Genomic DNA, 18,873 nt, shown 5'->3' with positions numbered 1-18,873 from the left:
GTTACGCCAGTCCGGTGACGGTCAGGATCAGGTCTATCAGCTTGATGCCGATGAACGGCACCAGCAGTCCGCCCAGCCCGTAAATCCACAGATTACGGCTCAGCAATGCCGCCGCACTCATGGGTTTGTAGCTAATCCCTTTCAGCGCTAACGGGATCAGGAACACGATAATCAGCGCGTTGAAGATCACCGCAGACAACATCGCCGAGGCGGGGGAGTGCAGGTGCATGACGTTAAGCGCGTTTAGCTGCGGATAGGTTGCCGCGAACGCCGCCGGGATGATAGCGAAGTACTTGGCCACATCGTTGGCGATACTAAAGGTGGTGAGTGACCCTCGGGTCATCAGCATCTGTTTGCCGATGTGTACCACTTCGATAAGCTTGGTGGGGTTTGAATCCAAGTCCACCATGTTACCCGCTTCTTTAGCCGCCTGAGTACCGGAGTTCATGGCTACCGCCACATCGGCTTGTGCCAGCGCCGGAGCGTCGTTGGTGCCGTCACCGGTCATGGCGACCATGCGGCCTTCCGCCTGATACTGACGAATCAGCGCCAGCTTGGCTTCCGGCGTGGCTTCCGACAGGAAGTCGTCTACGCCAGCTTCAGCGGCGATGGCGGCGGCAGTCAGCGGGTTATCGCCGGTGATCATGACGGTTTTGATCCCCATGCTGCGCAGTTCAGCGAAGCGTTCCTTGATACCGCCTTTGACGATATCTTTCAGCGCCACGACGCCCAACACGCGTTTGCCTTCCGCCACCACTAACGGGGTGCTGCCTTGTCGTGCAACGCTGGCGACAGCGTCTTCCACTTCGGCTGGGAATTGCCCCTGATTGGCTTCAATGTAGCGACGCAGCGCGTCCACCGCGCCTTTGCGGATCGTGCGGCCCTGAATATTGACACCACTCATGCGTGTTTGTGCTGAGAACGGCACGAAGGTGGCGTCCAAATCCTGTAGCGCGCGCTCACGCAGGCCAAAGCGTTGTTTAGCCAGCACCACGATGCTGCGACCTTCCGGCGTTTCATCCGCCAGTGACGCCAGTTGCGCCGCGTCTGCCAGCGCTTGTTCACTGACCCCCGGGGCTGGCAGAAACGCTGACGCCTGACGGTTGCCGAGCGTGATGGTGCCGGTTTTGTCTAACAGCAGCACATCGATATCGCCAGCGGCCTCGACAGCACGACCACTGGTGGCGATGACGTTGGCACCGAGCATACGGCTCATACCGGCGATACCGATGGCAGACAACAATCCACCGATAGTGGTAGGGATCAGACACACCAGCAGCGCCACCAGAACGGTGATACTGATAACCGAACCGCTGTTGTTAGCCAGCACGCTAAACCAGGAAAACGGCGATAAGGTCGCGACTACCAGCAGGAAGATGATGGTCAGTTCCACCAGCAAAATAGTCAGTGCGACTTCGTTCGGCGTTTTACGACGTTTGGCGTTTTCCACCATGGCGATCATGCGGTCGATAAAGGTTTCGCCGGGGTTGACGGTGCATTGGATCACCAGCCAGTCGGACAGTACGCGGGTACCGCCGGTGACCGAGGCGAAATCGCCGCCGGATTCACGGATCACCGGTGCAGATTCACCGGTGATGGCGCTTTCATCCACCGAGGCACCACCTTCCAGCACTTCACCGTCGCAGGGGATCATCTCACCGGCGGACACCAGTACGATGTCACCTTTACGCAAGCTATCAGCCGGTACCTGCTGGGTTGCCGCATCATGATGCGGGGTGGTCAGCTTGTTGGCCCAACTGGTTTTCTTCACCCCTTTCAGGGCTTCTGCCTGTGCTTTGCTGCGGCCTTCCGCCAGTGCTTCAGCGAAATTGGCGAACAAGACTGTTACCCACAACCACAGCGCGACAGCACCAGTGAAACCGGCGCTGCCGTCGGTATGACCGCTGGCGATGGCCAGCCAGATACCGGTTGTCAGCAGGCTGCCGATATACACCACGAACATCACCGGGTTGCGCCACTGGATGCGTGGGTCGAGTTTTTTTACTGAATCCACCAGCGCATTACGCAACAGTGCGGAATCAAAAAGCGTTTGCTGTTTACGAATCATCTTCTTTCTCCGGCTCAGTGAACCAGACTTGACTGTAACTGCTCGGCAACGGGACCCAGTGCCAGGGCAGGGATAAAGTTCAACGCGCTAATCAGTAAAATGATGGCGATGAGCAGGCCGATAAACAGCGGACCACGGGTGGATAACGACCCTTGGGTTTCCGGTTGGCGTTTTTTCGCCACCAGTGAACCGGCGATAGCCAGCACTGGAATCAGCGATGAGAAACGCCCTACCAGCATGGCGATGCCCAGCGTCACGTCGTAAAACGGGGTGTTGACGGTGAGACCACCAAACGCGCTGCCGTTGTTGTTGGCGGCGGATGAGTAGGCGTACAGCACCTCGCTAAAACCGTGTGCTCCGGGGTTCAGAATACCGGCGCGACCCGCTTCGGTACTGAGCGCCAGTGCCGTACCCAGTAACACCAGTGCTGGGGTGATGAGAATAGCCAACGCCGCCATTTTCATTTCCCAGGCCTCGATTTTCTTACCCAGGTATTCCGGAGTGCGGCCGATCATCAGTCCGGCGATAAAGACAGTCAGCAAGACGAACACCAGCATGCCGTAAAAACCGGAACCTACGCCGCCGAAGATGACTTCGCCAATCTGCATCAACCACATCGGGATCAAACCACCCAGCGCGGTAAATGAATCGTGCATGGCGTTAACCGCACCACAAGACGTGGCAGTGGTAATGGCGGCGAAAAAGGCCGATGCCAGTACCCCGAAGCGCGATTCCTTACCTTCCATGTTTTGCGCACTGTCTGCCCCTAGCGATAACAGGTGCGGGTTACCACTCACTTCGGCATACATCACGACGACTGAGGCGACGATCAGCATCAGTGACATGGCCCACAGCAGGGTATGGCCCTGACGTCGGTCGTTGACCACCCGACCAAAGGCAAAGCACAGCGCGGCTGGGATCAGCAGAATGGACAGCATCTGCACGAAGTTAGTCAATGCATTTGGGTTTTCGAACGGGTGGGCCGAGTTGGCACCAAAAAAGCCACCGCCGTTGGTACCCAGCATTTTTATCGCTTCTTGTGAGGCCAATGGCCCCATCGGCAGCACCTGAGATGCCCCTTCCAGCGTGGTGATATGCTGGTAAGGCAGGAAGTTTTGAATGCTTCCCTGGCTGATGAAGAACAGGCTGAGCAGCAATGAAATCGGCAGCAGCAGATACAGATTGATGCGCAGCAGATCCAACCAGGCGTTGCCTAATTCATGGGTGGTGCGGCGTGCAAAGGCTCGCATCAGCACGAATGCGACGGCGATACCGGTTGCAGCGGATAAAAAGTTCTGCACCGTCAGCCCAACCATCTGGCTGAAATAGCTCAGAGCACTTTCCCCGCTGTAAGCCTGCCAGTCGGTGTTAGTGACAAAACTGATTGCGGTGTTGAGCGCCAGATGCCAGGACATCCCCGGCATCTGCTGTGGGTTCAGCGGCAAATGATCCTGGTACAGGAGTATCAGAAACAGCAGCACGATACCTAACAGATTGAACGCCAGAATGGCGATCGCGTAGTGCTGCCAACCCATTTCACGGGTTGAAAAGCCGCAGAGCCGAGCTACGCTCAGTTCGTAACGGCGTAATACACCGGTTTCTCCTTCCACCAGTCGGGCCACAAACTGGCCGAGCGGTTGTGCCAGCACTAACAGGAGTGCAAACAGACTGACGATGAGTAAAAAAGCATCGCTGGGCATCAGAATTCCTCCGCGTTAAGCAATGCATAAAAAAGGTAAACCAGCAGTAAAACCACCAGCATACCGCCTGCCACCAGGCCAATATTCACAGTCACCTCCAACGGTGTTGACACGTTTATCCTGTCGTCGCCCTGTTCGGCTGCGGTATCCTACTGATGACCGCACACCTGAATAATGAGCGTCTTGCTGCATGGTTAAGGCTACGCAGAGTGAGAAAAAGAAGGTGCAAATTTCCAGGTAGGGGGCGTAAAAAAAGTATAAAAATGATGAAAGATACGTCAGTTAGGCTACCGCTAGGGTGGCGGTGGGATGGTGGTTAACCAGTCGTGTCGTTCTAACGCTATGCAGAGGCGAGACAACGAGGTGTAACTTAGTGGTTAAAAAAATCAACATAAAATTAACTTATTGATGAGTATGAAAAAATAGTCATTTTTTTGTGTTGCTATCTGGTCTGATGAGTGTAAAATTTAACCAGTCTATAGTGTGTTTGGAAGGGAGTTATTATGATGTCTTATGTTGTGTACCCTTGGTATCGGGTTATGCTGCGACGCATCGGCGTGGTGTTGGCTGGTACGCTGGCGCTGCCGATCATGCTGTTCTGGCCTGGCCGTGCGCGTTTTTATAGCTATTTGCACCGTGTATGGCTTAAAACCAGCGACAAGCCGGTATGGCTGGAGCAGTCGGAACACGCCGCCGGGTATTTTTACTGATTGACTGTGTGACGGGAAGCCCCGGCGACCGTTGCGCTTTTCTGATCTGCCGCTTCTTTTTACGTCTTTTTGCTTTCCCGTGGTGTTATTTTTTTCTGTAGCATTGTTTTTCGTTGCGTAATCATTTTTTGCTATCTCATCGCCTTGCCCACCCGTTTTTTCCTGCTGTTTTTACGGATTCTCTGACCGCTTCTCTGTGCGGCGTTTTCCTGCGCTCTGCTATGCTATGGCAATAGCACTCTCTTTTAATCAAGGGGATAGATATCATGACTGCCGATCTGATTTCCGTTGGTATCAGTGCGTGCCTGCTGGGCAATCCGGTACGTTTTGATGGTGGGCACAAACGGCTGGCTTTTGCCGTTGAACAGTTAGCGCCTTATTTTCATTTTGAGCCGACATGCCCGGAGATGGCGATAGGCTTGCCAGTACCGCGCCCGGCGTTGCGGTTGGTGAAGTCGGATTCAGGGGGCATCAGGTTGCTAGCCAGCAATGGCTCCGGACTGGATGCGACGGAAGAAATGGCCGCGTTTTCTGCTGCCAGAACGGCGGAACTGGCGCATCTGTGTGGCTATATTGTCTGTGCCAAGTCACCCAGTTGCGGCATGGAGCGGGTTAAGGTGTATGAGGTTGCCCAAAATAACGCACGTAAAAGCGGGGTGGGGTTGTTTACCCGTCAATTACAACAAACGTTGCCGTGGCTACCGGTGGAAGAAGATGGTCGCCTGCACGATCCGATGCTGCGTGAGAATTTCATTACCCGGGTTTATGCTCTCCACGAATTCAATCAGTTATGGCAAAGAGGATTGAGCCGTAGCGCACTCATGAGCTTCCACAGTCGTTATAAATTGTTGTTGCTGGCGCATTCGCAACCGGCGTACCGCGAACTGGGGCCGTTTGTCGCCGCAATCGACCAGTGGGATTCTCTGGATGCGTTCGCGGCACAGTACCGGTTGCGATTAATGACGCTGTTGTCTCATCCCGCTTCTCGCCGTAATCACACCAACGTGTTGATGCACGTGCAGGGATATTTTCGCCGTCAGTTGACTGCCGGGCAGCGGCAGGAGCTAGCTCAGTTGATCGAGCGCTATCGACAGGGTGTCCAACCCTTACTGGCACCGCTTACCTTGTTGCGTCATTACATGACAGAATACCCGGATGCCTGGTTGTCGCAGCAGCGCTATTTTGATCCTTACCCGGAAGCGCTACGGTTACGTTATGGCCACTAAGCGCCTGTCTCATTAAGGCTATTTCACGTGCCATTTGGGCCTTGGGCAGTGCTCGAAATCCTCACGCACTCCGTGTACGCTCCGGTTGATTCGCTGCGCTCGCCCGCAGGATAGGACGAGTGATTGCTTGTTCAATATGGATTGTCTGTTCAACATGCATTGCATGTTATCTGCGAACGCCTACCGGGAGAGGCGTTAAGTCAGGTTTTCGTTTTAGTAGTACGACGTTAAGGATGGTTCATGACCACACATTTGGTTTGGTTTCGCCACGATTTACGCCTTACCGATAATCTGGCGTTACACGCCGCCTGTCAGGATGCTGATGCGCGGGTGGAAGCTGTGTTTATCGCCACGCCGCAACAGTGGGGCAGCCATGACATGGCACCCTGTCAGGCCGCTTTTTTACTGGGTAATTTACGCTGTCTGCAACAGGCACTGCAGGAGAAAGGCATCCCGCTGCACTACCAGCAATGTGATGATTTTGCCGCCAGTGTGCGCTGGCTGGCTGATTTTTGCCGTGAGCGTCAGGTCACGCAGCTGTTTTACAACCGCCAGTATGAATGGAATGAACGCCAGCGCGATGAGCAACTGACCCAGGCTTTGGCGGGTGTGACCGTGTGTCGGGAGTTTGATGACAGCCTGTTATTGCCACCGGGCAGCGTGGTGACCGGGTCTGGCGATATGTACAAGGTGTTTACACCATTCCGCTCTGCCTTTATCAAACGCCTGCAACAGCAGGATGTCAGCTCGTTACCTGCGCCGGTAGCCCGCCAGCAGGGGGATGTTACGCTGGTGCCGCTGGCACCGTTCGACTATCCGCAAGCTGAGGTGCATGCCGATTTCCCGGTTGGTGAAGCGGCGGCTGTGCAGCGTCTGCGTCAGTTTTGCCGCGAACAGGTGGCGTTCTACCATGAGTTGCGCGACCTGCCTGCGCGACCTGCCACCAGCAAGCTATCGCCCTATCTGGCGCTGGGGGTGCTGTCACCACGCCAGTGTTTCAACCGGCTAAGAATGGAACACCCGGACGGGTTGGCCCGGCCGGAAAGCGGCGCGTTTACCTGGTTCAACGAGCTGGTATGGCGTGAGTTTTACCGCCACCTGTTGGTGTTTAGCCCGTCGTTGTGTCGGCACCAGCCGTTTATTGGCTGGACGCGGCGCGTAGCCTGGCGCAACGCCCCGGATGAACTGGCCGCGTGGCAGCGCGGGGAAACGGGGTATCCCATCGTTGATGCGGCGATGCGTCAGTTAAACCAGACCGGCTGGATGCATAACCGGCTTCGCATGATTTGCGCCAGTTTTCTGGTGAAAGATCTCCTGATCGACTGGCGTGAAGGCGAGCGTTATTTCATGAGCCGTCTATTGGACGGCGATTTAGCAGCCAATAATGGCGGCTGGCAGTGGGCTGCCTCCACCGGTACCGACGCTGCGCCATATTTCCGTATTTTCAATCCGACCACTCAGGGTGAGCGCTTCGACCCGGACGGTGAGTTCATTCGATATTGGATACCTGAACTGGCGCAGATTCCTGGCAAGGCGGTACATCAGCCCCATGACTGGGCTGCCCGCCAGCACCGGCGTATCGATTATCCGGCACCGATTGTCGATCATAAACAGGCGCGCACGCGCACGCTGGCAGCATTCGAGGCTGCCAAACAGGAAGCGGCATCATCGCCACAACAGCATTAAGGAGCACAAGAGCTATGCGTAATACAGAACTGGAAAGCCTGATTAACGGTTTTCTGAATGTGGCTGCGTTTCAGGATTACGGCCCTAATGGATTACAGGTAGAAGGGCGCAGTGACGTGCAGCGTATCGTGACCGGTGTGACGGCGTGCCAGGCTTTGCTGGATGCGGCAGTCGCGCAGCAAGCCGATGCGGTGCTGGTCCATCATGGCTACTTCTGGCGTAACGAACCGGCGGTGGTACGCGGTATGAAACGTCAGCGTCTGAAAACCTTGCTGGCGAATGATCTTAATTTATATGGTTACCACCTGCCGTTAGATGCTCACCCGCAAATCGGTAATAACGCCCAACTGGCGGCGATGCTGGATATTCAGGTTCTGGGCGACATTGAGCCGCTGTTGCCGTATGGCGAACTCGCTCAGCCGTGTAGCGGTGACGCGTTGCGCCACAAACTGGAAGGGGTGCTGGAGCGACCGGTGCTGCACTGTGGTGACAACGCACCGGCACAGATCCGGCGTATTGCCTGGTGTACGGGTGGCGGGCAAGGTTTTATCGATCAGGCGGCGGACTTCGGTGTTGATGCGTTCATCACCGGTGAGGTGTCGGAAAAAACGATTCATACCGCTCGTGAAATGGGGCTACATTTCTACGCTGCCGGGCATCATGCCACTGAGCGTGCCGGTATTCGTGCATTAGGTGAGTGGCTTACGGCACAACACGGTTTTGACGTGACATTTATCGATATCCCAAACCCGGCGTAGAGCCGACCAGGTTTGGATGAGGCCGTCGCGAGATAGGGCAGATACATCAGTCGGGAGGTGGAATGCAACGTGCACGCTGTTATTTACTGGGTGAGAGAGCGGTGGTGCTGGAGCTGGAACCGCCGTTACGACTGGAAAGCCAGCAGCGGATCTGGGGGCTGGCAGAGCGTTTGACCGGGCATGACGAGGTCAGTGAAGTCATCCCCGGCATGAATAACCTGACGGTGGTGCTCAAACATCCCCGTACACAGGCGCTGGATACCATCGAGCGCCTGCAACGGTGGTGGGAAGAGAGCGCATCCTTCGCGCAAGAGCAGGCCCGTGACGTTGATATTCCGGTGACGTATGGCGGTGATTACGGCCCGGACCTGAAAACGGTGGCTGAGCACTGTGGTATGACGTCGAAGCAGGTGGTAGAACGTCACGCCGCCGGGCGTTATGTGGTCTATTTTCTGGGTTTCCAGCCCGGTTTCCCTTATCTGGGCGGGTTGGATGAGGCGCTGTTTACCCCTCGTCGTGCCGAACCACGCCTGCAGGTGCCCGCCGGTTCGGTCGGGATCGGCGGCAATCAAACCGGTATCTATCCGCTCAATACGCCGGGCGGCTGGCAACTGATTGGCCAGACATCGCTGGCGTTGTTCCAGCCGACGCAAACGCCGCCGGTGTTGTTAAGACCGGGAGATCGGGTGCGTTTTATACCCCAGCGGGAGGGAATATGCTGAAGATTATTCGCGCAGGGTTGCAAACCACCGTGCAGGATCTCGGCCGACCCGGCTGGCGCCAACTGGGGATCAGCCAGTGTGGCGCGCTGGATAGTCCAGCGTTGAAACTCGCCAATCTGTTGGTGGGGAATGAAGCGAATGCAGCAGCACTGGAAATTACGCTGGGGCAATTGGTGGTGACGTTTACCGCACCATGCTGGATAGCGTTGACCGGTGCCGATTGCCACGCCTTATTGGACGGTAAAACATTGTGGACCGGCTGGCGTTTTGCGGTACAAAAAGGCCAGACGCTACGCCTGCGCTCACCGCGTAACGGTATGCGCAGCTATCTGGCGGTATCCGGAGGGATTGCCGTACCAGAGATACTGGGCTCCCGCAGTACTGACCTGAAAGCTGGGATTGGTGGGCTGGAAGGGCGACTGCTGGCGGAAGGCGATGTGCTCCCGTTAGGGAAACCGGAACGTTTACCGGAACGTTCAGTGGGGGTGAAGCAACTGCTGTTCAGTAACCGGGTACGTGTGTTGCCAGGGCCGGAATATCAGGAGTTTAGTGAAGAGGCGCGGGATAATTTCTGGCGCACCGGCTGGCACCTAAGCCCACAGAGTAACCGTATGGGATACCGTCTGTTGGGGCCCGAGCTAGTACGCGAAAAGCAGCGGGAAATGCTGTCGCACGGCCTGTTGCCGGGGGTGATTCAGGTACCGCATAACGGCAAGCCTATCGTACTGATGGCTGATGCGCAGACTACCGGCGGTTATCCGCGTATCGGTTGTGTGATTGACGCTGATCTTTACAACATGGCGCAGTTGCGTCTGGGTGAGCCGGTACATTTTATTCGTTGTTCGCTGGATGAGGCTCAGCGAGCATGGCAGGAGCAGTCTCGCTACCTGGAACAGATTGCCTGGAGGTTACATGGTCATTGATTTGAATGCCGATCTGGGAGAAGGCGGTCAACATGACGAGGCGTTGCTACAACTGGTTTCCTCCGCCAATATCGCTTGTGGTTTTCATGCTGGCGATGCCAGTTTGATGCGCCAGTCGGTACGCTGGGCTATTCAGTATGGCGTGGCGATCGGGGCTCACCCGAGCTTTTTTGATCGCGAAAACTTTGGCCGGACGGCCATGAACGTACCGCCGGAAACGGTATACGCGCAGGTGCTGTATCAGATTGGTGCCCTGGTGGCGATCGTTAAGGCTGAAGGGGCGCGCCTGTTTCATGTGAAACCGCATGGCATGCTCTACAATCAGGCCGCGCGCGATCCGGTGCTGGCAGAGGCGATTGCCCGTGCGGTAGCGGCGGTCGACTCGTCGTTGTGTCTGGTTGGGCTGGCGGGGAGTGAATTGATTCATGCCGGTCAACGCGCCGGGCTGAAGTGCCGTCAGGAGGTTTTCGCTGATCGCAGTTATCAGGCGGATGGTTCGCTGGTGCCGCGTGATCAGCCTTCTGCCGTGATCAGTAGCGACGAACTGGCGTTGGCTCAGACGCTGGAGATGGTGCAGCGTCAGCGGGTTCGGGCTCAGGATGGTACCTGGGTCTCAGTGCAGGCAGAAACGGTCTGCTTGCATGGCGATAACGCACATGCGCTGGTATTTGCCCGTCGGCTTAGGGAGAGTTTCACACAGTACGGCATACAGGTTACGGCCCGTTAGCAGAAAAGCGTAGATACGGGCATGCACTGAAAATACTGAAGATAAAGAACAGAAAGCAAAAAGGTCGGGTAAATCCCCGACCTTACTTATTTGACTAACTGTGATAACGCTTAGCGCTTGGTGACTAACGGCTCGAAGTCGCGTTCGTCGTGACCGGTATACAACTGACGCGGACGCGCGATCTTCAGCCCTTCGCCGTGCATTTCGCTCCAGTGAGCAATCCAGCCGACAGTACGAGCCATCGCGAAAATCACCGTGAACATGGTAGACGGAATACCCATGGCTTTCAGAATGATGCCTGAGTAGAAGTCCACGTTCGGGTAGAGTTTACGCTCAATGAAGTACGGGTCGTTCAGCGCGATGTTTTCCAGCTCCATCGCCACTTCCAGCAGGTCGTCTTTTGTCCCCAGTTCTTTCAGAACTTCGTGACAGGTCTGGCGCATTACGGTAGCGCGTGGGTCGTAGTTCTTGTACACGCGATGACCAAAGCCCATCAGACGGAACGAATCGTTCTTGTCTTTGGCGCGTTTGATAAAGGCTGGAATATGCTCCACAGAACTGATTTCTTCCAGCATACGCAGACAGGCTTCGTTGGCGCCACCATGTGCCGGCCCCCAGAGTGAAGCAATACCAGCGGCGATACACGCGAACGGGTTAGCGCCGGAGGAACCAGCGGTACGCACGGTAGAGGTGGACGCATTCTGCTCATGGTCAGCATGCAGAATCAGGATGCGGTCCATTGCACGTTCCAGTACCGGATTGACGACGTACTCTTCGCACGGCGTTGAGAACATCATGTGCAGGAAGTTACCCGCATAGGACAGGTCGTTACGTGGGTACACAAACGGCTGGCCGATGGAATATTTATAACACATGGCTGCGACGGTCGGCATTTTCGACAGTAGGCGGTAAGCGGCGATTTCACGATGACGTTCGTTTCCGATATCTAACGAGTCATGGTAGAACGCTGCCAGCGCGCCCGTTACGCCGCACAACACCGCCATGGGATGGGAGTCGCGACGAAAACCGTGGAACAGACGCGTGATCTGCTCGTGAATCATGGTGTGGCGGGTTACGGTGGTCTTGAACGTGTCATATTGTTCTTGTGTCGGCGCTTCGCCAAACAACAGGATATAACAGACTTCCAGATAGTTCGACTTTTCCGCCAGTTGCGCAATCGGATAGCCGCGGTGCAGCAGTACGCCCACATCGCCGTCAATGTAAGTGATTTTGGATTCGCAGGATGCGGTGGAAGTGAAACCTGGGTCAAACGTGAAATAACCTTTAGAACCTAGGCTACGAATATCGATTTCATCGTTGCCAAGCGTACCAGACAGGACATTCAGCTCAATCGCTTCATTGCCGTCTATTGTAAGCGTTGCTTTTTTATCAGCCATTTACAGTCTCCTTAGCGCTTTAATCTTTAATTTTAAAAATTCGTCACTGCAGAAATACCGTCATGCCCGCACGCTGGACAAAGTAAACAGACCAGACGTCGCCCTGTAGTTGGAAACCAAACTGTCGTCGGCAACCAAATCGGGTACAGAGTTGACTATTATCGTCAGGCGTATCGTCAGGCGGTCACAGTCAGGATGAACTCGTCTTCTCCCAGCTCGGGTTTTAGCCCTGTCCTGCTCTAATTGTAGCCAGTACTTATAATTTTTCCGGGGACTTTGTTTCCCACTGTTACATAACTTTGGTGAATGGGAAAGAGCTACCAATGAGCTTTAACAGGACAACAGGTTTCTTGGGTCCTAGTTGTAATTTAAATGTTTAAGATTTGTCAAATCAGATAATTAATTTTATATAAATTGTGAAATTCGTGATCTCAATCACTGTTCAGGGCAAATGTGCCCAAACAGTTTGTAGGGTAATTGTAATAAGAATGTGAAGTGCCTATACTGCCGCCAGGTCTCCGGAATACCCTGCAGTAGGAGCACCCAGTGTGAACGGTTTGTGCGGATGAAAATAAAGGATCGTATCCAGCCGTACATTGACAGAGATAAGCACCATCTCACCGTCCGCACTGTCTGACCCCACAACAGGTCCGGAGGAAGAAAATAATAAAAGCTGTGTGGGCAAACTCGTGAAAAAACAAAGACCTGTCAATCTGGATCTGCAAACGATCTGGTTCCCCGTTACCGCGATAGCATCTATTCTTCACCGTGTCTCCGGCGTTATAACGTTTGTTGCTGTAGGTATTCTATTGTGGCTGTTGGGCCTGTCTCTCTCTTCGCCAGAAGGGTTTGCTCAGGCGGCGGCCATCATGGGCAGCTTCATCGTGAAATTCGTTGTCTGGGGCATTTTGACCGCACTGGCCTATCATATTGTAGGTGGTCTGCGTCATCTGTTGATGGATTTCGGCTATATCGAAGAGAACTTCGAGGCGGGATCACGTACTGCAAAAACCTCTTTCATCATTACTGTCGTGCTTTCATTTTTGGCTGGAGTCCTCGTATGGTAAGCAATGCCTCCGCATTGGGGCGTAATGGCGTACACGATTGGTTATTACTTCGCGCTTCTGCCATCGTCATCGTGCTGTATGTCCTGTATATCGTTGGTTTTGTAGCCAGCGCCGGTAACCTCACGTATGAAGTCTGGCGCGGTTTCTTCGCCATGCATCTCACTAAGGTGTTCACCCTGCTGACGCTGTTCGCCATTCTGGTTCATGCCTGGATCGGGATGTGGCAGGTGTTGACTGACTATATCAAACCGCTGGCTATCCGGCTGACGTTGCAACTGGCTATCGTCGTCGCGTTGTTGGTGTACGTCATTTATGGAACTGTTGTGGTGTGGGGTGCGTGATGAATTTGCCAGTCAGAGAGTTTGATGCCGTTGTTGTCGGTGCAGGTGGCGCAGGTATGCGCGCTGCACTGCAGATTTCCCAGATGGGCCTGTCCTGTGCCCTGTTGTCAAAAGTGTTCCCGACCCGTTCTCATACTGTATCTGCCCAAGGGGGCATTACGGTAGCGCTGGGTAATACTCATGAAGATAACTGGGAATGGCACATGTATGACACCGTGAAAGGTTCCGACTATATCGGTGATCAGGACGCTATCGAATATATGTGTAAAACCGGTCCGGAAGCGATTCTGGAACTGGAACACATGGGGTTGCCGTTTTCCCGTCTTGATGACGGACGCATTTACCAGCGCCCGTTCGGTGGTCAGTCTAAGAATTTTGGCGGCGAGCAGGCTGCCCGTACTGCAGCGGCGGCAGACCGTACCGGTCATGCGTTGTTGCATACGTTGTACCAACAGAACCTGAAAAATCACACCACAGTGTTTTCCGAGTGGTATGCGTTGGATCTGGTGAAAAACCAGGATGGCGCGGTGGTTGGATGTACGGCTATTTGTATTGAAACCGGCGAAGTCGTTTATTTCAAAGCCCGTGCTACTGTGCTGGCAACCGGCGGTGCCGGTCGTATTTATCAATCTACGACCAATGCCCACATTAATACCGGCGACGGGGTCGGCATGGCGCTGCGCGCTGGTGTCCCTGTGCAGGACATGGAAATGTGGCAGTTCCACCCGACCGGTATCGCGGGTGCGGGCGTACTGGTGACCGAAGGTTGCCGTGGCGAAGGTGGTTACCTGCTGAATAAACACGGTGAGCGCTTCATGGAGCGTTATGCACCAAACGCTAAAGACCTGGCCGGACGTGACGTGGTAGCCCGTTCTATCATGATTGAAATTCGCGAAGGCCGTGGTTGTGATGGTCCGTGGGGGCCGCATGCCAAGCTCAAACTGGATCACCTGGGTAAAGATGTACTGGAATCTCGTCTGCCGGGCATTCTGGAACTGTCTCGCACGTTTGCACATGTTGACCCGGTGAAAGAGCCGATTCCGGTTATCCCAACCTGCCACTACATGATGGGTGGGATCCCGACCAAAGTGACCGGTCAGGCACTGACGGTGAATGAGAAGGGTGAGGATGTGGTGATCCCGGGTCTGTTCGCTGTAGGTGAAATCGCGTGTGTATCGGTACATGGCGCTAATCGTCTGGGCGGTAATTCATTGCTCGACCTGGTGGTGTTCGGCCGTTCTGCGGGTATGCACTTGCAGGAATCTCTGGCTGAACAGGGCGTGACGCGTGATGCCAGCGATTCTGATATCGACGCCTCGTTGGACAGACTTAACCGCTGGAATAACACCCGCTCTGGTGAAGACCCGGTGGAAATTCGCAAAGCGTTGCAGTCCTGCATGCAGAACAATTTCTCGGTATTCCGTGAAGGTGATGCCATGGCGAAGGGGCTGGAAGAGCTGAAAGTGATCCGCGAACGGCTCAAAAACGCCCGTCTGGATGATACATCCAGCGAGTTCAATACTCAGCGTATTGAATGTCTGGAACTGGATAACCTGATGGAAACGGCTTATGCCACTGCGGTATCGGCAAATTTCCGTACCGAAAGCCGTGGAGCTCACAGCCGATTCGACTATCCTGAACGTGATGACGAGAATTGGTTGTGCCATTCGCTGTATCAACCGCAAACCGAAAGCATGACGCGCCGTGAGGTAAACATGCAGCCTAAACTGCGTCCGGCGTTCCCGCCGAAAGTGCGTACCTATTAATTTTGCGGAGAGAAAGCGATGAAAGTTGAATTTTCCATTTATCGTTATAACCCGGATGTCGATAGCGCTCCGCGCATGCAGGACTATACGCTGGAAGCGGAAGAAGGCCGTGACATGATGCTGCTCGATGCGCTGATCCTGCTCAAAGAGCAGGACCCGACACTGGCATTCCGTCGCTCCTGTCGTGAAGGGGTGTGTGGTTCCGACGGTCTGAACATGAATGGTAAGAATGGGTTGGCCTGCATCACGCCAGTGTCCACCCTACGTAATGGCAACAACAAAATTGTGATTCGTCCCCTGCCTGGACTGCCAGTCGTACGTGATTTGGTGGTAGACATGGGGCAGTTCTATGCTCAATATGAGAAAATTAAGCCTTACCTGTTGAATAATGGGAAGAATCCACCTTCTCGCGAACATCTGCAGTCACCAGAGCAGCGGGAAAAACTGGATGGGTTGTACGAGTGCATCATGTGCGCATGCTGTTCGACATCCTGCCCATCTTTCTGGTGGAACCCGGATAAGTTTGTCGGGCCTGCAGGTCTTCTGGCAGCCTACCGTTTCCTGATTGACAGCCGCGATACGGAAACCAAGGCTCGCCTGGATGATCTCAACGATGCTTTCAGCGTATTCCGCTGTCACAGCATCATGAATTGCGTCAGCGTCTGTCCGAAAGGATTGAACCCGACGCGCGCTATCGGCCACATCAAGTCGATGTTGCTGCAGCGTAGCGCCTGAGTTCTGGCTCTGTAGCACACTGTTTCCCCCGTCGCGAGGCGGGGGAGCAGCAGGAAACCTTTAAAAGCCGGCTTGTGCGCTTAAACCGTTTTTTAAAGGTTCCTTCAGGATAAGACTATCCGCATTGTGCGTAACTAAGCACAACAAGTGAACCGTTTTACGGCAACCCGTTTTATAACGGCAACATAGAACATGTTAACCACGGCGAAAACTGAAGCTAATTAGCTTAAGGGATCACAATGCAGAACGGCGCAATGAAGGCCTGGCTGGATTCCTCCTATCTGGCGGGCGCGAACCAGTCCTACATAGAGCAGCTCTATGAAGATTTTTTAACCGACCCAGATTCTATTGATCACAGCTGGCGTTCGATTTTTCAACAACTTCCTACCACTGGGGTTAAACCGGATCAACTTCACTCCAAAACCCGCGACTATTTTCGCCGTCTGGCGAAAGATGCCTCGCGTTATACTTCTTCCATTACTGATCCTGACAGTGATGCCAAGCAAGTCAAAGTATTACAGCTGATTAACGCTTTCCGTTTCCGTGGGCATCAACATGCCAACCTGGATCCATTGGGATTGTGGAAACAAGAGCGCGTAGCCGATCTGGATCTGGCATACCACAACCTGACCGATGACGATCTGAAAGAGAGCTTTAACGTTGGTTCATTCGCCATTGGTAAAGAAACCATGCCGCTTGGCGAATTGTATAGCGCACTGAAACAGACTTACTGCGGTTCGATCGGTGCGGAATACATGCACATTACCAACACGGATGAAAAACGCTGGATTCAGCAGCGTATCGAGTCAGTGGTGGGACAGCCCAGCTTTAGCGTTGAAGAAAGAAAGCGCTTCCTGAAAGAACTGACTGCGGCTGAAGGGCTGGAACGCTACCTGGGCGCCAAGTTCCCTGGTGCCAAGCGCTTCTCGCTGGAAGGTGGCGATGCGCTGATTCCGATGCTGAAGGAAATAATCCGTCACGCGGGCAAAAATGGTACGCGTGAAGTGGTGATGGGAATGGCCCACCGTGGCCGTCTCAACGTGCTGGTGAATGTGATGGGGAAAAAACCCCAGGATCTGTTCGACGAATTCTCCGGTAAGCACAAAGATCATCTCGGCACGGGGGATGTGAAGTACCATCAGGGCTTCTCCTCCGATATGGAAACTGAGGGCGGTAAGGTTCACCTGGCGTTGGCGTTTAACCCATCGCACCTGGAAATCGTCAGCCCGGTAGTCATAGGGTCGGTACGTGCCCGTATCGATCGTCTGGATAACCCCAGTAGTTCACTGGTGTTGCCGATTACTATTCACGGCGATGCCGCGATTGCGGGGCAAGGGGTAGTGCAAGAAACCCTGAACATGTCCAAAGCACGCGGTTACGAAGTTGGCGGCACCATTCGTATTGTTATCAACAATCAGATCGGTTTTACCACCTCCAACCCTCTCGATGCCCGTTCTACCGAATACTGTACCGATATCGGCAAGATGGTGCAGGCGCCTATCTTCCACGTTAATGCTGACGATCCGGAAGCAGTCGCGTTTGTTACCCGTCTGGCGCTGGATTTCCGTAATACCTTCCAGCGTGATGTCTTCATCGATCTGGTGTGCTACCGCCGCCACGGCCATAACGAAGCCGATGAGCCGAGCGCTACCCAGCCGGTGATGTACCAGAAAATCAAGAAGCACCCAACGCCGCGTAAAATCTACGCTGACCGTCTGGAACAGCAGCAGCTCACAACGCTTGCCGACGCTACCGAGATGGTCAATCTTTACCGCGATGCACTGGATGCCGGTGAATGTGTGGTAGACGAGTGGCGTCCGATGGACATGCACTCTTTCACCTGGATGTCTTATCTCAACCATGATTGGGACGAGCCGTATCCGCATAAAGTTGAAACCAAGCGTTTGCAGGAACTGGCACGCCGTATCAGCACAGTGCCGGAGGCGCTGGAAATGCAGCCGCGTGTCGCCAAGATTTATAACGACCGCGCTGAAATGGCGGCAGGCGAAAAACTGTTTGACTGGGGCGGTGCGGAAACCCTGGCCTATGCCACACTGGTAGACGAAGGCATTCCGGTACGTTTGTCTGGTGAAGATGCTGGTCGCGGTACCTTCTTCCATCGCCACGCGGTGGTACACAACCAGAAAGGTGGTTCTACCTATACACCGCTGGCGTATGTGCATAACGCCCAGGGTGTTTTCAATGTCTGGGATTCGGTGCTGTCTGAAGAAGCCGTGCTGGCATTCGAGTACGGTTATGCTACGGCTGAGCCACGTACGCTGACTATCTGGGAAGCGCAGTTTGGCGATTTCGCCAACGGCGCTCAAGTGGTGATTGACCAGTTCATCAGTTCCGGCGAACAGAAATGGGGCCGTATGTGCGGTCTGGTCATGCTGTTGCCGCATGGTTATGAAGGTCAGGGGCCAGAACACTCCTCCGCACGTCTGGAGCGCTACTTGCAATTGTGTGCTGAGCAAAACATGCAGGTTTGTGTTCCCTCCACACCAGCTCAGGTCTACCACATGCTGCGCCGTCAGGCGTTGCGTGGTATGCGCCGCCCACTGATTGTGATGTCGCCGAAATCGTTGCTGCGTCACCCGCTGGCGACGTCTACGCTGGATGAACTGGCTAATGGGCAATTCCAGCCTGCAATAGGGGAAATTGACAGCCTGGATCCAAAAGCAGTGAAGCGTGTCGTGCTGTGTTCTGGCAAGGTCTACTATGATTTACTGGAACAGCGTCGCAAGAATGAACAGAACGATGTGGCGATAGTGCGTATCGAACAGTTGTATCCGTTCCCGCATCAGTCGGTGCAGGCCGCGCTGGAACCGTTCGCTCACGTACATGATTTTGTCTGGTGCCAGGAAGAGCCACTGAACCAGGGCGCATGGTATTGCAGCCAGCACCACTTCCGTGAAGTGATTCCTTTTGGTGCCTCGTTGCGGTATGCCGGTCGCCCGGCCTCTGCTTCACCCGCCGTTGGCTATATGTCCGTACACCAGAAACAACAACAAGCTCTGGTTAATGACGCGCTGAACGTTAATTAA

The 18,873-nt window shown here is 54.4% G+C and carries 16 protein-coding genes; 12 read left to right on the top strand and 4 right to left on the bottom strand.

The window, feature by feature from the left end:
- Window position 1 precedes the first annotated feature (1 nt).
- Genes kdpB through kdpF form a run of 3 tightly spaced genes read right to left on the bottom strand, consistent with a single transcriptional unit; the run spans window position 2 to window position 3,881 of the window.
- A complete protein-coding gene (kdpB, locus tag LF929_RS14390) occupies window positions 2-2,068 on the bottom strand; it encodes a potassium-transporting ATPase subunit KdpB (RefSeq protein WP_038903775.1) in 2,067 nt (688 codons plus the stop codon).
- A gap of 14 nt (window positions 2,069-2,082) precedes the next feature.
- On the bottom strand, window positions 2,083-3,768 hold the full coding sequence (gene kdpA / locus LF929_RS14385) for a potassium-transporting ATPase subunit KdpA (RefSeq protein ID WP_210174690.1): 1,686 nt from the start codon (window positions 3,766-3,768) through the stop codon (window positions 2,083-2,085).
- Window positions 3,768-3,881, bottom strand: coding sequence for a K(+)-transporting ATPase subunit F (gene kdpF / locus LF929_RS14380; RefSeq protein ID WP_049779755.1), 114 nt, complete (start codon window positions 3,879-3,881; stop codon window positions 3,768-3,770). Before kdpF ends, kdpA begins: the two co-directional genes overlap by 1 nt.
- Window positions 3,882-4,271: 390 nt before the next feature.
- On the opposite strand from kdpF, the gene LF929_RS14375 reads away from it, so the two are divergent.
- From LF929_RS14375 to pxpA, 7 genes are all read left to right on the top strand, one after another.
- Entirely contained in the window at window positions 4,272-4,478 is a 207-nt protein-coding gene (locus LF929_RS14375) for a YbfA family protein (RefSeq protein ID WP_038903778.1), read from the top strand.
- A 266-nt stretch (window positions 4,479-4,744) separates the two neighbouring features.
- Window positions 4,745-5,704, top strand: a complete 960-nt coding sequence (locus LF929_RS14370) for a DUF523 and DUF1722 domain-containing protein (RefSeq protein ID WP_210174689.1) — start codon at window positions 4,745-4,747, stop codon at window positions 5,702-5,704.
- 240 nt (window positions 5,705-5,944) lie between these two features.
- Complete coding sequence (phrB, locus tag LF929_RS14365; protein WP_226092595.1) at window positions 5,945-7,390, top strand: deoxyribodipyrimidine photo-lyase; 1,446 nt, start codon at window positions 5,945-5,947, stop codon at window positions 7,388-7,390.
- Between the two features lie 14 nt (window positions 7,391-7,404).
- The gene (locus LF929_RS14360; protein WP_168365213.1) at window positions 7,405-8,148 is read left to right on the top strand and encodes a type 2 GTP cyclohydrolase I; all 744 of its coding nucleotides are present in this window, start codon (window positions 7,405-7,407) and stop codon (window positions 8,146-8,148) included.
- A 62-nt stretch (window positions 8,149-8,210) separates the two neighbouring features.
- Window positions 8,211-8,870 carry a 5-oxoprolinase subunit PxpB gene (pxpB, locus tag LF929_RS14355; protein WP_210174687.1) on the top strand — a complete coding sequence of 220 codons (660 nt, stop codon included), beginning with the start codon at window positions 8,211-8,213 and terminating at the stop codon, window positions 8,868-8,870.
- Window positions 8,864-9,793, top strand: coding sequence for a 5-oxoprolinase subunit PxpC (pxpC, locus tag LF929_RS14350; RefSeq protein ID WP_038903784.1), 930 nt, complete (start codon window positions 8,864-8,866; stop codon window positions 9,791-9,793). Before pxpB ends, pxpC begins: the two co-directional genes overlap by 7 nt.
- Complete coding sequence (gene pxpA, locus LF929_RS14345; RefSeq protein ID WP_210174686.1) at window positions 9,783-10,520, top strand: 5-oxoprolinase subunit PxpA; 738 nt, start codon at window positions 9,783-9,785, stop codon at window positions 10,518-10,520. The genes pxpC and pxpA overlap by 11 nt, the downstream gene beginning before the upstream one ends.
- Window positions 10,521-10,630: 110 nt before the next feature.
- Here the strand turns inward: pxpA and LF929_RS14340 are convergent, their stop codons facing one another.
- Complete coding sequence (locus tag LF929_RS14340) at window positions 10,631-11,917, bottom strand: citrate synthase (RefSeq protein ID WP_038903786.1); 1,287 nt, start codon at window positions 11,915-11,917, stop codon at window positions 10,631-10,633.
- Between the two features lie 677 nt (window positions 11,918-12,594).
- Here LF929_RS14340 and sdhC point away from each other — a divergent pair.
- The 5 genes from sdhC (at window position 12,595) to sucA (ending at window position 18,873) form a co-directional block, all read left to right on the top strand.
- Entirely contained in the window at window positions 12,595-12,984 is a 390-nt protein-coding gene (sdhC, locus tag LF929_RS14335; RefSeq protein WP_210174685.1) for a succinate dehydrogenase cytochrome b556 subunit, read from the top strand.
- Window positions 12,978-13,325, top strand: a complete 348-nt coding sequence (sdhD, locus tag LF929_RS14330; RefSeq protein WP_012883905.1) for a succinate dehydrogenase membrane anchor subunit — start codon at window positions 12,978-12,980, stop codon at window positions 13,323-13,325. Before sdhC ends, sdhD begins: the two co-directional genes overlap by 7 nt.
- Entirely contained in the window at window positions 13,325-15,091 is a 1,767-nt protein-coding gene (sdhA, locus tag LF929_RS14325) for a succinate dehydrogenase flavoprotein subunit (RefSeq protein WP_038907390.1), read from the top strand. Before sdhD ends, sdhA begins: the two co-directional genes overlap by 1 nt.
- An 18-nt stretch (window positions 15,092-15,109) precedes the next feature.
- Window positions 15,110-15,826 (top strand): succinate dehydrogenase iron-sulfur subunit, encoded by a 717-nt coding sequence (locus LF929_RS14320; protein ID WP_012883907.1) that lies wholly within the window; start codon window positions 15,110-15,112, stop codon window positions 15,824-15,826.
- Between the two features lie 239 nt (window positions 15,827-16,065).
- A complete protein-coding gene (sucA, locus tag LF929_RS14315; protein WP_016941939.1) occupies window positions 16,066-18,873 on the top strand; it encodes a 2-oxoglutarate dehydrogenase E1 component in 2,808 nt (935 codons plus the stop codon).

The organism is Dickeya oryzae, assembly GCF_020406815.2.
Lineage (GTDB): Bacteria > Pseudomonadota > Gammaproteobacteria > Enterobacterales > Enterobacteriaceae > Dickeya > Dickeya oryzae.
The sequence above is the reverse complement of the archived record's forward strand: the minus strand, read 5'-3'. Positions and strand labels throughout refer to the sequence as shown.